The 13,865-nt window shown below is 62.9% G+C and carries 12 protein-coding genes; 3 read left to right on the top strand and 9 right to left on the bottom strand.

Annotated features, from left to right (window positions below):
* Positions 1-191: 191 nt before the first annotated feature.
* From NKK47_RS31670 to iolG, 8 genes are all read right to left on the bottom strand, one after another.
* Positions 192-1,196, bottom strand: a complete 1,005-nt coding sequence (locus tag NKK47_RS31670) for a substrate-binding domain-containing protein (protein WP_023676588.1) — start codon at positions 1,194-1,196, stop codon at positions 192-194.
* 58 nt (positions 1,197-1,254) lie between these two features.
* Positions 1,255-2,355 carry an ABC transporter permease gene (locus tag NKK47_RS31665; RefSeq protein WP_156937342.1) on the bottom strand — a complete coding sequence of 367 codons (1,101 nt, stop codon included), beginning with the start codon at positions 2,353-2,355 and terminating at the stop codon, positions 1,255-1,257.
* Positions 2,348-3,088, bottom strand: coding sequence for an ATP-binding cassette domain-containing protein (locus NKK47_RS31660; protein WP_352579553.1), 741 nt, complete (start codon positions 3,086-3,088; stop codon positions 2,348-2,350). The genes NKK47_RS31665 and NKK47_RS31660 overlap by 8 nt, the downstream gene beginning before the upstream one ends.
* A gap of 137 nt (positions 3,089-3,225) precedes the next feature.
* Positions 3,226-4,350 carry a Gfo/Idh/MocA family protein gene (locus tag NKK47_RS31655; RefSeq protein ID WP_352579552.1) on the bottom strand — a complete coding sequence of 375 codons (1,125 nt, stop codon included), beginning with the start codon at positions 4,348-4,350 and terminating at the stop codon, positions 3,226-3,228.
* Complete coding sequence (locus NKK47_RS31650) at positions 4,340-5,305, bottom strand: hydroxyacid dehydrogenase (RefSeq protein WP_352579551.1); 966 nt, start codon at positions 5,303-5,305, stop codon at positions 4,340-4,342. The genes NKK47_RS31655 and NKK47_RS31650 overlap by 11 nt, the downstream gene beginning before the upstream one ends.
* The gene (locus NKK47_RS31645) at positions 5,305-6,120 is read right to left on the bottom strand and encodes an HpcH/HpaI aldolase family protein (RefSeq protein WP_352579550.1); all 816 of its coding nucleotides are present in this window, start codon (positions 6,118-6,120) and stop codon (positions 5,305-5,307) included. Before NKK47_RS31645 ends, NKK47_RS31650 begins: the two co-directional genes overlap by 1 nt.
* Positions 6,121-6,130: 10 nt before the next feature.
* Positions 6,131-7,567, bottom strand: coding sequence for an NAD-dependent succinate-semialdehyde dehydrogenase (locus NKK47_RS31640; RefSeq protein ID WP_352579549.1), 1,437 nt, complete (start codon positions 7,565-7,567; stop codon positions 6,131-6,133).
* Positions 7,568-7,570: 3 nt separating this feature from the next.
* Positions 7,571-8,578, bottom strand: coding sequence for an inositol 2-dehydrogenase (gene iolG / locus NKK47_RS31635; RefSeq protein ID WP_352458352.1), 1,008 nt, complete (start codon positions 8,576-8,578; stop codon positions 7,571-7,573).
* Positions 8,579-8,685: 107 nt separating this feature from the next.
* On the opposite strand from iolG, the gene iolD reads away from it, so the two are divergent.
* From iolD to NKK47_RS31620, 3 genes are all read left to right on the top strand, one after another.
* Positions 8,686-10,533: a 3D-(3,5/4)-trihydroxycyclohexane-1,2-dione acylhydrolase (decyclizing) gene (iolD, locus tag NKK47_RS31630; protein ID WP_352458353.1), complete on the top strand. Its 1,848-nt coding sequence runs from the start codon at positions 8,686-8,688 to the stop codon at positions 10,531-10,533.
* Between the two features lie 124 nt (positions 10,534-10,657).
* On the top strand, positions 10,658-11,557 hold the full coding sequence (gene iolE / locus NKK47_RS31625; protein ID WP_352579548.1) for a myo-inosose-2 dehydratase: 900 nt from the start codon (positions 10,658-10,660) through the stop codon (positions 11,555-11,557).
* A 3-nt stretch (positions 11,558-11,560) separates the two neighbouring features.
* Positions 11,561-12,394 (top strand): SDR family oxidoreductase, encoded by an 834-nt coding sequence (locus tag NKK47_RS31620; protein ID WP_023676598.1) that lies wholly within the window; start codon positions 11,561-11,563, stop codon positions 12,392-12,394.
* 61 nt (positions 12,395-12,455) lie between these two features.
* Here the strand turns inward: NKK47_RS31620 and NKK47_RS31615 are convergent, their stop codons facing one another.
* Positions 12,456-13,331: a MurR/RpiR family transcriptional regulator gene (locus NKK47_RS31615; protein ID WP_245274693.1), complete on the bottom strand. Its 876-nt coding sequence runs from the start codon at positions 13,329-13,331 to the stop codon at positions 12,456-12,458.
* Positions 13,332-13,865 lie beyond the last annotated feature (534 nt).

Below are 13,865 nucleotides of genomic sequence, written 5' to 3'. Positions count from 1 at the left end.
AATTGCTCCTCTCGAATGGGATCACTCCCGGCACTCGTCTAAAAATGGTCACGCCGTGGCCAGCGGAGCGTCTCTGAGGCCTGACGGCAGCGGTCGATTTGAGCCAGTCGCTCGATGGGTCTGTTGTCGCCTCTCAGGGGCAAAGGCGGGCAAGAGTCATCCCTCGCCCGCCGCAGAGTTGCGCCCCCCGCCTACTTTCCGATGCAGGTGTCGGCGGTTTCGGGGGTGCAGACGTCGAGACCGGTGTAGGTCGGGTCGGCCGGCGCGGGCTTGCCGTCCTTGATGTCCTTCAGCGCCAGCATGGTCTTGTAGCCCATTTCGAACGGCCGCTGTCCGACCTGGCCGAGCGACAGGCCTTCCTTCATCTGGTCCATCTGCACCGGCAGCGTGTCGGCGACGACCAGAGCCAGCTCCTTCTTGGCGATCTTATCCTTGTACGGCTCGACCGCAGCGCGATTCGCATCCGGTATGAATTGCGGAAACCCGCCTGTCGGCACGAAGGCGTCGAGGTTTGGCGTCTTCGCCATGAAGTCCTGGAACTGCTGAACCGACAGAGGGAAGTCGTCGTTGGTATAGAGAGGGCAGCCCGGTGCTTCCGTCCAGCCGTTCTGGCCGGTCAGGGCATCACCTGGCGAGGCGGCCGACTCCTTGCCGGCCAGCGTATCGCGTATACCCTTCATGCGCTCATTGTGGTTGGCCGCGGCAGCTCCGCCCGACTGGATACAGATGGTGCCGCCTTTCGGCTTGATGGTCTGCACGATCTTGGCGAGGTTGACGCCAATTTCGTAATTGTGCGTGCCGATATAGGCGACACGCAGGTCCTTGTTCTCCGGTAGCACATCCGAGTCCCAGGTAAGCACGGGAATGCCCGCTTCCTTGGCGGCCTGAAGCGCGACGGCCATTGCCGCGGCGTTCGACGGGGCGACGGCGATGCCGTCGACCTTCTTGGCCACCAGGTCCTGCACGATCTGCACCTGCTCCTCGCCGCCGCCATGCTCGCCGGGGCCGATATACATGCATTCGATCGCGCCGCTGGATTCGGCTTCGGCCTTCTTGCAGCCGTCACGAGCCTGGTCGAAGAAAGGATTGTTCATGTTCTTCGGCACAAGGGCGAAGACGTATTTCTGCTGGGCATAGGCCTGCCCTGCCATCAGCGCGGAAAACGCCACGGCCGCCGTCAGAATGTATTTTTTCACCTGTTCCTCCACTTTGTTTTGACGTCCACTATCCCCGACGGCTTGCGGCCGCCGGATTCTATTTGCGCTTCCAGGTAAACATACCCTCCAGCGTCGCCCGCAGCGACTTGCCCGAGGTCTGCATGCCGAGAAGCACGGCAAGAATGATGAAGGCCCCGACAAAGGCGCCCTGCCAGTTCGAATCGATCCCGGCCATCAGCAGCGCGTTGCGGATGACCTCGAGGAAGGCCGAACCGATCACAGCGCCAAACGCGGTTCCGTAGCCGCCCATCAGGCTGGCCCCCCCGATGACGGTGCCGGCGATCACCCTCAACTCGTAGCCGGTTCCCATCGCGTTGATGGCCGAGCCGCTGTAGCCGAGCAGCAGCAGGGACGCGATCGATGCGGTAAATGCGCAGAAGACATAGGCCTGGAATTTGATCCAGTCGACGGGGACGCCGGTCATCCGCGAGGCGTTCTCGTTGCCGCCGATCGCGAAGAGGTGGCGCGCCCAGGCGGTGAAAATGAAGACGGAGCCGACGATGAGCGCGAGGATCACCATCACCCAGAACTGCGAGGACAGTTCCGGGATCCAATGAGGCACCCAGCCGTCAGGCGTGTGCCTCGGCCATTTGGCCTGGCCGATGGCCTTGACGATCGGCGCATCGGGTCCGAACTGGTAAAGCATCTGGTTGCCGGACAGCACGACCGCCAGCGAGCGCGCGATCGACAGCATGCCTAGCGTCACCACGAAGGACGGCATGCCGATATAGGCCACGAAGAAACCGTTAAAGGCTCCGCAGGCGATGCCTGCGAGCAGACCCGCGCCAAACGCCACATACCAAGGCTGGTGCCAAGTGAGCAGCAGGCCGGCGACGATCGCGACCAGCCCCATCACCGAGCCGACCGACAGATCGATGCCGCCGGTGATCAGCACCACCGTCATGCCCAGCCCCATGATGGCGATAGGTGCAAAATTGCGGGTGGTGTTGGTAACGTTGTCGACCGTGCCGAAGCTGGGCTCCAGCCACGTCATGAAGACCACCAACACGAAAAGCGCGATCGCGACCCAGAAGGCCTGGCTGGCGATCATCTTCTGGAAAACGCTCTGCTCTATTATGCCGACCACATCACCGATGGACGCATGGCCTTCCTTCAGCATGTCGCTCTGGCTATGCATCACGGATCGCTCCCGTAATTAGGCCGGTGATCTCCTCCGGCGATGTCTTCTCCGTCGCCTTGTCGGCCACTTTCGAGCCGCGTCTCAGCACGATGATGCGGTCGCAGACCGCGAACACATCGGGCATGCGGTGGCTGATCAGCATTACCGACACATTTTGCGATTTGAGCCGCCGGATCAGCTCCAGCACCTCGGCTACCTGGCGGACCGAAATCGCCGCGGTCGGCTCATCCATCAGCACGAGCTTGGAGTTGGATAGCCGGGTGCGGGCAATGGCGACCGCCTGCCGCTGGCCGCCTGACATTTTTTTGACCAGATCGCGCGGCCGCGTCTCCGACTTCAGCTCCGCGAACAGTTTTGCCGAGCGGTTGATCATCGCCTGCTTGTCGAGCACGCGGAGCGGCCAAAACCCCTTCTTCATCTCGCGGCCGAGAAAGACATTTTGGGCGGCCGTCAGATTGTCGGCCAAGGCCAGATCTTGATAGACGACCTCGATCCCTTCGCCCCGTGCCTCGATCGGCTTGTGGAAATGGCAGACCTTGCCGTCCACCGCGATTTCGCCGTCGGAGGGTGGGAAGTTCCCCGCAATCAGCTTCACCATGGTCGATTTCCCGGCACCGTTGTCGCCCATCAGGCCAACCACCTCGCCGGCAGCAACCGCGAAGCTAACATTTGACAAGGCGCGAATAGCACCAAAGCTTTTCGAGACGCTTCGTACGTCCAGCACAGACACATTCTCCTCCCTGTGCGACGTCGACTTGAGCACTCAGCCGACGTAGCTCTCTCCGGCTGCAATCTATATTGCAAAATGTACAAACATGCAACGTTTATTTCAGACGCATGCGGGGCGGCGACCAACTCTCCCTCGCATCAGTCTGTTTGCAGCCACTTGCTCTCCCGGGCCGAGCCCTGAATTGCCTCCACGAGTTCCTGGATGCGTTGGCCGGCCCGGAAGCCGAAAGACTCGTCTCGCTTCCCGGCGATCGCATCGACGAACCGCGCAATCTCGATAGCCTTCAGATCGTTGAAGCCGAGCTGATGGCCTGGTGCGACGCAGAAGAGTCCATAGGGATCGTGATCCGGACCGGCCTCGATGCGCCGAAAGCCACGCCGGCCGCCGGGATCGGCCGTGCTGTAGAAATGCAGCTCGTTGAAGCGCTCCTGGCTGAAGACGAGCGCCCCCTTGGTGCCATAAACCTCGAAATCGTGCTGCATCTTGCGGCCGGTGGCGACCCAGCTCGCTTCGATGCTGCCGGATGCACCATTGGCAAAACGCAGAAATGCGCGACCGATGTCGTCGACCTCGATGGTCCGGCGCCCGCCTCGGCCATCCGGACGGCTCGCTATGACGGTGACGGAATCGCCGAGGACCCGTTCCACCGAGCCAAGCAGAAACTCCGCCGTGGCCAGAGCATGGCTGCCCAGATCCGCCAATGCGCCACCGCCGACAGGATCGTGCCGGAAGGTAAATGGGCTTTCCGCATCCGCCATGTAGTCCTCGGCGTGAATGCCGCGATAGCTGCGGATCTCGCCCAACTCGCCCGCGCGGATCATCTGCCGCGTCAGCGCGAGCAGCGGGTTGCAGAGATAATTGAACCCGACCTGCGTCCTGACGCCGGCCGCTTCCGCCGCCTCGGCCATCCGTCGGGCATCCGCCGCAAGGGGCGCCAGCGGCTTCTCGCAATAGACGTGCTTGCCGGCGGCAATGGCGGCGAGCGCCATCTCCTTGTGGAAGCCGTTCGGCGCCGTGATATCGATCATATCGATCTCCGGGTCCTCGACCAGACGCCTCCAGTCCCCGCTCGCCCGCGCGAACCCCAAGGCCTGCGCCGCCTGCGCGGCGAGGTCCTCGGTTCTGTCCGCAACCGTGTGGAGCACCAGTTCGTAGGGAAGATCGAAGACACGTTGTGCGGCAGCAAAGCCGAACACATGGGTCTTGCCCATGAAGCCGGTGCCGATCAGGCCGATTCTGAGTTGAGGTTTTTCACCGGCCATTCAACTCGGCTCCGTTTACCACCAGCGCTGAGTCGATCCGCCCGGCGAAAAAATCGAGCACGTTCTGCACGGACGAGATTGCCATGCGCTCGCCGCACTCGGCGGTGAGCCCGGCAATGTGCGGCGTCAGAATCACCTGGTCGAAGCCGAAGAGCGGATGGTCCGCGGCGGGTGGTTCATCGTCGAAGACGTCGATACCGGCCGCTGCGATGCGCCCCGCTCGCAGCGCCGCAATCAGCGCCGCCTCGTCGACGATGCCGCCCCGCGCTGTGTTGATGAGAACAGCAGTCGGTTTTATCGCCGAGAGTTCCACGGGGCCGATCACCGGGCGCTCGGCCTTGGGTACGTTGACGGAGATCGCATCGGCCCAGGCGAGTCCCGTTTGCAAATCGCTCACCGGCGCGACCGGCCCCTCCGGCCAGCCTTGCCTCTCAAGGAATGGATCATAGGCACGCACGTCCATGCCGAATGCCGCCGCCATGTGCGCCAGGTGGCGGCCGATCCGGCCGAACCCGAGGATCAGAAGCCGCTTGCCCGAGAGTTCGCTTGGCTCCAGCCGGTTGCGCCAACCCCATTCGTTACCGCGCACCGAACGATCCGCTCGGATCAGCCGCTTGGTTGCCGCCAGCAACAGCATCATGGCGTGCTCGGCCACCGACACCGAGTTCACATCGCCGACGATCGCGAGAGCGATCCCGCGCCGATTGAGGGAGGATAGATCCACAGCGTCGTAGCCGACGCCATGGCGCGAGACGATCTTCAACCTCTCGGCGCGTGCGACGGTCGGAGCCGACAAGGGCTGGGTGCGAATGACGAGGCCATCGGCCTTGCCGATCAGAGGTGCGTAGCTTGGTTCGGAGACATCTTCGACATAGTCGTAGGTGACGCCGGGCGACGCATCGAGAAGTTCGATGCCGCTCGGATGAAGTTTTCCGGCGACCAGAACGTGCGGCATCAATAGCCTCCCTTGCCGGCTTCAAGAGAGGCGGGCTTCGCGCCGGTCAATTCGCGAAAGCGGGCAACACACGCCTGGGCCGCTGCTGCGAGCAGGCGGGAGTCGCCTGACACGGTGGTCATGTCGAAGCCCCATTGGATGGCGCGCGCGGCGTAGTCGGCCGTGCCGCAATGGAGCGCGGCGCGTTTGCCATGCCTCTTGCAGGCCGCGACTATGGTCCGCAGCGCCTCGATCATGTCAGGCTCCTCGCGGTCGAAAGCCGGTGCGAGACGTCCCTGGTGCAAGCTGAAGGTCAAGTCGGCGGGACCGACGTAGATGCCGTCAAGCCCGGGAGTCGCGGCGATCGCATCGAGATTGCGCATCGCCTCGGCGGTCTCGACCATGGCGAAGGCCAGGATTTCGTCATTGGCCTCGGCCGCATAATTGGCGCCCGCCGAAAAGTTGGCGCGTGTCGGCCCGAAACTGCGCTGGCCGGCCGGCGGATAGCGCAGGTAGCTGACGAACTCAGCCGCCTGCTCCGAGGTGTTGACCATGGGACAGATCACGCCATAAGCGCCGGCATCCAGCACCTTCATGATGATGCCCGGCTCCAGCCACGGCACGCGCGCCATGGGCACCACCCTGGATGCACGCATCGCCTGGAACATCGGAAGCAGCATCGAATAGTCGAGCGCGCCGTGCTGGACATCGATGCTCACGCTGTCATAGCCCTGCGCGGCCATGATCTCGGCGGTGAATGGACTGCCGATCGAAAGCCAGCCATTGATCGTGGGCCGCCCTTCGGCCCAGATCTGCTTGAGCTCGTTCTTGATCAAGGCGGCCTCCTCAGAACACGATCTGCGCAAGCTTGGTGTCGAGGTAGTCACCGATACCTTCGCTGCCGCCTTCGCGACCCATTCCGGAATATTTCGTGCCGCCGAACGGCGCTTCCGATGCGGCGAGAGCGAAGCTGTTGATGCCCACCATGCCTGCCTTCAGCTCGGCTACCGTGCGGCGCGCACGCTTCGGGCTCGACGTGAAGGCATAGGCCGACAATCCCATTGGCGAAGCATTCGCCCGCTCGAGCGCCTCCTCATCCGAGGAAAACCGGGTGATCGCCGCGATCGGCCCGAAATTCTCCTCGGCAAAGACCCTCATGTCGTCGGCAACATCGGTCAGGACCGTGGGCTCATGAAAATGGCCGGCATTGAACGCCGCAACCCGATGGCCACCGGCGACGAGCTTCGCACCGGCTTTCATAGCGTCGGACACGATGTCTTCGATCTCGGAAAGCCGGCCGGCATTGATGAGCGGGCCCATCTGCACGGATGGGTCGAGCCCGTCGCCCAGTTTCAACGCTTTGGCGCGTTGCACAAAGCCCTCGACGAAGGCGTCGTGCAGGCTTTCGTGGACCAAGAAACGATCCGGTGTGACGCAGACCTGGCCGGAATTGGCGTATTTGGTCGGCACGGAGACGTTGAGCGCGGCATCCAGATCGGCGTCGTCGAAGACGATCAGGGGCGCGTTGCCGCCAAGCTCCATAGACACCTTCTTCACCGTGTCGGCAGCATCGCGGATCATCTGCTGGCCGACGCGGGTCGAGCCGGTGAGGGACACCTTGCGCACCGCCGGCGAAGCCATGATCGGCGCATAGGTCGTGCTCGTGGGCCCAACGACCAGGCTGACGGTGCCGGCAGGAAGATTGCAGGCGCGGATGCAGTCGACCATCAGCATCGCCGTCCCGGGCGTCTGACTTGACGGCCGGACGATGGTCGAGCAGCCAGCGCCAAGCGCCGGCGCCACCTTGCGGGCGACCAGTGCCGCCGGAAAGTTCCAGGCGGTGAAGGCGGCTGCGATCCCGGCAGGCTCGTGCAGAACTTCGAAACGACCGCCGGGCACGCGCGATTCGATGACGCGCCCATAGATCCGGCGGGCCTCCTCGGCGTACCAGCGGAACTGATCGACCGCCAGCCCCCATTCGCGCTCGGACTGGGCAATAGGTTTGCCGGTCTCGCTGGAGATCATCCGCGCGGCTTCGTCCTTGCGGCGGATCATCTCGTCCGCGATAGCATGCAGGGCGGACGCGCGCTCAAAACCACCCTTGGATTTCCATGCGGAAAACCCACGGGCGGCGCTAACCAGCGCCTCTTCCGTGTCCGCGCGGGTGGCGACCGGAGCCTCGCCCAGCGGCTTTTCCGTCACCGGGCTCGTCACCGGCGCCGTCCCGCCGTCGGATGCCTTGCGCCACTTCCCGTCGATGAACAGTCCGTAGTTCGCGTACATGGCTTATCCGATCTCGCTGACCTTCACGAAGCGGCCTTCGACCGCCGATTTCATCGCCGCCTCAGCCAGGATCAGGGCGCGGCGCCCGTCCTCAAAACCGACCAGCGGCGGCTCGCCCTTCTCGACGCAGGTGACGAAGGCGTCGATCTCGGCATCGAACGCTTCGCGGTATCGCTCGATGAAGAAGTCGAGATAAGGCGCGGCGGCTTCGGTTTGCGCGACCGAGTAGCGGCGCAGTTCGTGAGGCTTCCTGTTGCCGCTGATCACCATGCCGGTGCTGCCCAGCAACTCGACGCGCTGGTCGTAGCCATAAGTGGAGGTTCGGGAGTTGTTGATGTGGCACTGCTTGCCGCTTTTGGTCCGCATCACGACCATGACGCTGTCGTAGTCGTTCAGCTCCGCCATCATGGCCGGGTCGATCAGCCGGCCACCGATGGCGAACACCTCCTCCGGCTCCTCTCCCAGCATGAAGCGGGCCAGGTCGAAATCGTGGATCGTCATGTCGCGAAAAAGCCCGCCCGCGACCTCGTAGTAGGAACGGGGCGGCATGCCCGGATCACGCGAGGTGATAATAACCTGGTGCAGGTCGCCGATCTCGCCGGATCGTACGGCGTTCCACGCCGCACGATGACCGGGGTCGAAACGTCGGTTGAAGCCGATCTGGACCGGCACGCCCTTGGACAAAATTGCTTCGGCGCAACGGTTCACCCTTTCCAGGCTAAGATCGATCGGCTTCTCGCAGAGCACGGGTTTGCCAGCGGCCACCGCCTTTTCGATGTAGTCGGCATGCGTGTCAGTCACCGTCGCGACAAGGACCGCATCTACATCTGCCGAGGCAAATACCTCGTCCGCGGATCCCGAAGCGCGAACGCCGTGCCGCGCCGCGACAGTCTCCGCGGACGATTCGTCGATGTCATAGACGGTGGCTAGTTCCGCACGAGGATGTGCGGCGATGTTTGCCGCATGCATCCTGCCAATCCGACCGCAGCCGAGCACAGCTATCCTGAGCAAGAAGTCCTCCCGGTTTGAATTTTTGCAATGATCGTTGCAAACATATTGATTTGTCAATGGGCATTCCGTATAGATTTGGAAAGACCGTCGTTAGGGAGGAGACAAAGATGACCAGGGCCACCGTCCGTCTGACCATGGCACAGGCGCTCGTGCGCTATCTGTGCAACCAGTTCACGGTCGTCGACGGCGAGAAAGTTCCGCTTTTTCCGGGAGTCTTCGCCATCTTCGGGCACGGCAACGTGACGTGCCTTTCTGAAGCACTCGAGGCGGTGAAGCACGTGCTGCCGACCTGGCGCGGCCAGAATGAGCAGTCGATGGCGCTTGCAGCGATCGGCTTTGCAAAGGCGAAGCGCCGGCGCCAGATCATGGTTGCGGCGACCTCGATCGGTCCGGGTGCGCTGAACATGGTGACGGCGGCGGGTGTCGCCCATTCGAACCGGCTGCCGGTGCTGATGCTCTCAGGCGACACCTTCGTCAGTCGCCGGCCCGATCCGGTCATGCAGCAGGTCGAGCACTTCGGCGACCCGACCATCAACGTCAATGACGCCTTTAAGGCAGTCACGCGCTACTGGGACCGCATCGTCCATCCCGAGCAGATCATCTCGTCGTTGCCGCAGGCGGTTGCGGTGCTGCTTGATCCGGCCGATTGCGGGCCTGCCTTCATCGCTTTGCCGCAGGATGTGCAGGAGATCGCCTGGGATTATCCCGAAGCCTTCTTCGAACAGACGGTGAATGAGGTGCCGCGCCCCCGGCCCGATCGCAGCCGGCTCGCCGAAGCGACGCGCCTCCTCAAAGGCGCAAAGCGGCCGCTGATCATCTCGGGTGGTGGCGTGCGTTATTCGGGTGCCGAGAAGGTTCTTGGCGATTTCGCCAAAAGGCATGGGATCCCGCTCGCGGAGACGATTGCCGGCAAAGGCACGGTTACGCACGACCACCCCGCGCATGTCGGACCGATCGGCATCGTCGGCTCAACCTCCGCCAACGCGCTGGCGGCGGAAGCCGACGTGATCATCGCCATCGGCACACGGCTCATGGACTTCACCACCGGATCCTGGAGCGCCTTCTCGGCCGACGCAAAGTTCGTCTCGATCAATGCCGCACGCTGGGATGCCACCAAGCACCGGGCGCTCGCCGTCGTCGGCGACGCGCTGGAGACGGTGAGCGAACTCGAAGGTGCCTTCGGCGACTGGAAAGCGGAGAGGGCCTGGACAGACAAGGGTCGCATCGAGTTCGCCAAGTGGAACACGATGCTTGACGGCTTCCAGAAGCCGACCAACGAGCCGGTCCCGACCTATGCGCAGGTCGTAGGCGTGGTGAACGCCAAGGCGGGCGAGCGTGACCTGCTGATCACCGCGGCCGGCGGACTGCCCGGCGAGGTGATGAAGAACTGGCGGGTGAAGGAACCCAACACTTTCGACTGCGAGTTCGGCTTCTCCTGCATGGGTTATGAAATCTCTGCCGGCTGGGGCGCGGCCATGGCCGACCCTACCCGCACGCCGATCGTCATGATCGGCGACGGCACCTACATGATGATGAACTCCGACATCTATTCGTCGGTGCTCGCCGGCCACAAGATGATTCTCGTGGTATGCGACAATGGCGGCTATGCGGTGATCAATCGGCTGCAGAACGCCAAGGGCGGCGCCTCCTTCAATAACCTTATCAAGGACTGCCGGGTCAAGGAGCCGTTCTCGGTCGACTTCGCCAAGCACGCGGAAGCCATGGGCGCGCTGGCGCGGCGTGTCGAAAGCCTTGCCGATCTCGGCCAAGCGATCGAATGGGCGAAGACCACCGACCGAACCACCGTCATTACCATCGTCTCCGACGCCTTCAGCTGGACGCCCGGGGATGCATGGTGGGACGTCGGCGTGCCCGAGATCAGCGGGCGCCAGCAGGTCCGCGACGCGCATGCCGCGCAAACCGAAGGTCGCAAGAAGCAGCGCGTGGGTGTCTGAACCGTTCGGGCGCGCGGGGGCGTCCCCTGCCGGAACGATGCGACACTCCCTGAGCATTGTTCCGGCAGTTTTTTCGTGGCGCAAGCAGCCGGCACCGGCCGGAAAATCATGATCGGAGATGAAAATGAGAGCCAAGCTTGGCATCGCGCCGATCGCCTGGTGGAACGATGACCTCCCCGAATTGAGCGACGACGTCTCGCTGGAAGAGTGCCTGCGGCAGGCTCGCGAGGCCGGCTTCACCGGCATGGAGACTGGCCGCCGCTTCCCGATGGACGCGACGGTGCTTGAGCCCACCCTGAGGCAGCACGGCATGAGTGTCTGCGGCGGCTGGTTCTCCGGTCGCTTGCTGGTCGGCGACATCGATGAAGAGAAGGACCGCATCGCCGCGCAGATGGAGTTGTTCAAGGCGACTAACGCGCCCTGCATCGTCTATGGCGAGACGGGTCGCACCATTCAGGGCGACCGCGGAACGCCGCTGGCTATGCGCCCGCGTCTCGACGACGATCAGATCAAGGCCTACGGCCGTAAGCTCACCACTTTCGGCGAATGGTGCGCGGGTCAGGGCATGCCGATTTGCTACCACCACCACATGGCCGCGCCGATCGAAAGCGAACAGGACGTCGATCTGCTGATGAAGCATTCCGGCGAGGGTCTGCCCCTGCTCTACGATGCCGGCCATATGGCCCTTGCCGGCGGCGACGTGCTGCGGGTGGTGGACAAGCACCACGCCCGCATTTCGCATGTACACACCAAGGACATCCGCCAAGCGGTCGTGGACGGGCTCGACCGCAGCCGGGAAAGTTTTCTCGACGCAGTGGTAAAGGGGGCCTTCACCGTACCCGGTGACGGCTCGCTCGACTTCGAGGCGATCGTGAAGCGGCTGGCCTCCTACGGTTACGAAGGCTGGTTCGTCGTTGAAGCCGAGCAGGATCCCGTCAAAAGTCCGCCACTCGAAATGGCGAAGATCGGGCATAAGGAATTGCGGCGCGTCATGGCCGCGGCTGGCTACACTGTGGAGAGCTGAAGTATGAATCGCATGGATGGAAAGGTCTGCGTTGTCACGGGTTCAACGCAGGGGTTGGGAGCGGCCATTGCGCGCCGGCTGGCGGAAGCCGGCGCTGCCGGTCTTGTCACTCTCGGCCGCAACGAGGCGAAGGGCCGTGCCGCGGCCGAGGCGATCACGCACGACACCGGCGTGCCTGTCCACTTTGTCAAGGCCGATCTCGGCAAAGTCGAGGATTGCCGAAGCGTGATGGCGGAGGCCGAGCGCGTTTATGGCAAGATACATGTGCTGGTGAACGCCGGTGCCCGCACGGACCGTGGCACCATCCTCGATACCTCGCCCGAACTTTTCGACGCCCTGTTCGCCGTCAACGTGCGCGGACCCTACTTCCTGATGCAGGAGGCCATCCGCCGCATGATCCGCGACGGCATTGAAGGCGCCATCTGCAACATCGGCTCGATCTCGGAACATGCCGGCCAGCCTTTCATCAACGTTTACTGTGCCACTAAGGCGGCGCTGGCGACGCTGACCCGCAACACGGCGTTTTCCGTCATGAAGAACCGCATCCGCGTCAACCAGCTGGATGTCGGCTGGATGGCGTCTGATAACGAGCGAGAATTGCAGGCGAGTGAGACGGGCGATCCCAATTGGGAAGCGAAAGCCGTTGCGAACCTGCCTTTCGGCCGGCTGGTCGATCCGGCCGAGGCCGCCCGCACCGTCAACTTCCTCGTTTCGGACGATGCCGGGCTCATGACAGGTGCGGTGGTGGATTACGACCAGACAGTCCTCGGTGCCGCATCCGGCCCCATGGCCGTGCCTGAAAAGGCGATGGCGCTCTCGCCTTCCGACACTGATTGAGAATCGACGGCCGGCGGTCCGAAAATGCTGCAATGAGGCCAGGTTTCGCGGTTCGCAGTCCCTACCGCTCGGTAACCGTTGGAATGCGGGGATCGACTGCGTTGTTCTGAAGCCTGGCCGCCAAGGCCACGGTCAAAGCCTGCGCAAGACACATAGGAGCCGCCAGCGAGCGCGAGAAAGTGTATTCGTGCTCCGGTACGGCGAACAGAACGCGCGCGCTCTTGGCCAATGGAGACAGCGTGCTGTCCGAGATCGCCACGATGGGTACACCTCTCCCCACGGCTTCTTCCACAACATTGACGACCTCGTTCGCATAGAAGCGGAACGACACCGCAAACAGCAGGTCCGTCTTCCGCATCGCGCGGGCCATATGCGTGGCCAGTCCGCCGCCCGGATCCAGGAGCACGCAGCGCTTACCTAGCATGGTCAGTATATAGCGAAGGAGTTCGACGACCGGTGCCGAGCGAAGTTGTCCCATCAGATAGATGACGTCGGCCTTCTCGAGCAGGCTAACGGCTTCTGCCAGATCCTCGGGTTGAAGATCGGTGAGCATCTCTTTCAGGGACGCGATGTCACGGACGACCAGGTCGTGCATCAATCCCATCTCGCTGCGATCTGTCCGCTCCCCCAGTTCCTTCTCCAACGCCTTGACGCGGGCTTCGAAGCCGGGAGCCGCGGTGGACAATCGTTTCTGGAAGAGGCTCTGCAGGTCCTTGAACCCTTCATACCCCAATGCTTGGGCAAATCGGACGAAGCTGGACGCGTGAACGCCGCTGCCTTCCCCGATCGAGTTCACCGATCGCACCGCGACGTCATTCGGATTTTGGGTGAGGTACAACGCAATCTTCTGGTACGACTTGCTCATCCCATCATACCGGTCGTGTATCACGCGGATGAGATCCTCATAGTCCTTGGGAGCCTCGACCTTCTCGTCCACGATGCACATCCTTGCAATTTTTGTTGCATGATGGCGTCTTTGAAGGTTTTTGACCAGCAGAGAGTTGTCAACTCTGTTATCGGGTCTGTTATCGGGCCACAAGTTGTGTGCGCACCGCGCGTCCGCGCACCAAGAGGGCTGCGACAGCTCCGTGCGAAGGAGAAGCGTCAGAGGAGCAGCGGTTTCGGACCCTTGAGCGGCTTTACGGCGATGTTCTCGAAGTTTGGCGACCGTGGACGGCGGCGAGACTGCAGGGGAAGTGCCTGGACTGTGGTCACCACATGGCTGAGGAAGCACCGGATGCGCTCGCGGCCGAAATCCTGCGATTCTTGGGACCCTGCTAGGCTCTGCCTGCCGTGGCACGTATCGAAGCATTGACGCCCGGCAAGCCATGTTGTCCGCTTCGCCCGCAATGCGGACCCAATGTGAGGGCTTCGGAACTTCGACTTTGGTGAAGGTTTTTCGATGCGGGCCGCGGCGTGACGGTGGCGGCTGGGCCTGTGTCGGCCCGCGTTGAAAAACCTCCCAAGGAGG

It is taken from the genome of Mesorhizobium sp. M0019 (assembly GCF_040323975.1).
GTDB lineage: Bacteria > Pseudomonadota > Alphaproteobacteria > Rhizobiales > Rhizobiaceae > Mesorhizobium.
The sequence above is the reverse complement of the archived record's forward strand: the minus strand, read 5'-3'. Positions and strand labels throughout refer to the sequence as shown.

What these genes read in the sequence shown, in the direction of transcription:
- NKK47_RS31665 (WP_156937342.1), bottom strand. Translation starts at nt 2,355, where the DNA reads ATGCATAGCCAGAGCGACATGCTGAAGGAAGGCCATGCGTCCATCGGT.
- NKK47_RS31655 (WP_352579552.1), bottom strand. Translation starts at nt 4,350, where the DNA reads ATGGCCGGTGAAAAACCTCAACTCAGAATCGGCCTGATCGGCACCGGC.
- NKK47_RS31650 (WP_352579551.1), bottom strand. Translation starts at nt 5,305, where the DNA reads ATGCCGCACGTTCTGGTCGCCGGAAAACTTCATCCGAGCGGCATCGAA.
- NKK47_RS31640 (WP_352579549.1), bottom strand. Translation starts at nt 7,567, where the DNA reads ATGTACGCGAACTACGGACTGTTCATCGACGGGAAGTGGCGCAAGGCA.
- iolD (WP_352458353.1), top strand. Translation starts at nt 8,686, where the DNA reads ATGACCAGGGCCACCGTCCGTCTGACCATGGCACAGGCGCTCGTGCGC.
- iolE (WP_352579548.1), top strand. Translation starts at nt 10,658, where the DNA reads ATGAGAGCCAAGCTTGGCATCGCGCCGATCGCCTGGTGGAACGATGAC.
- NKK47_RS31620 (WP_023676598.1), top strand. Translation starts at nt 11,561, where the DNA reads ATGAATCGCATGGATGGAAAGGTCTGCGTTGTCACGGGTTCAACGCAG.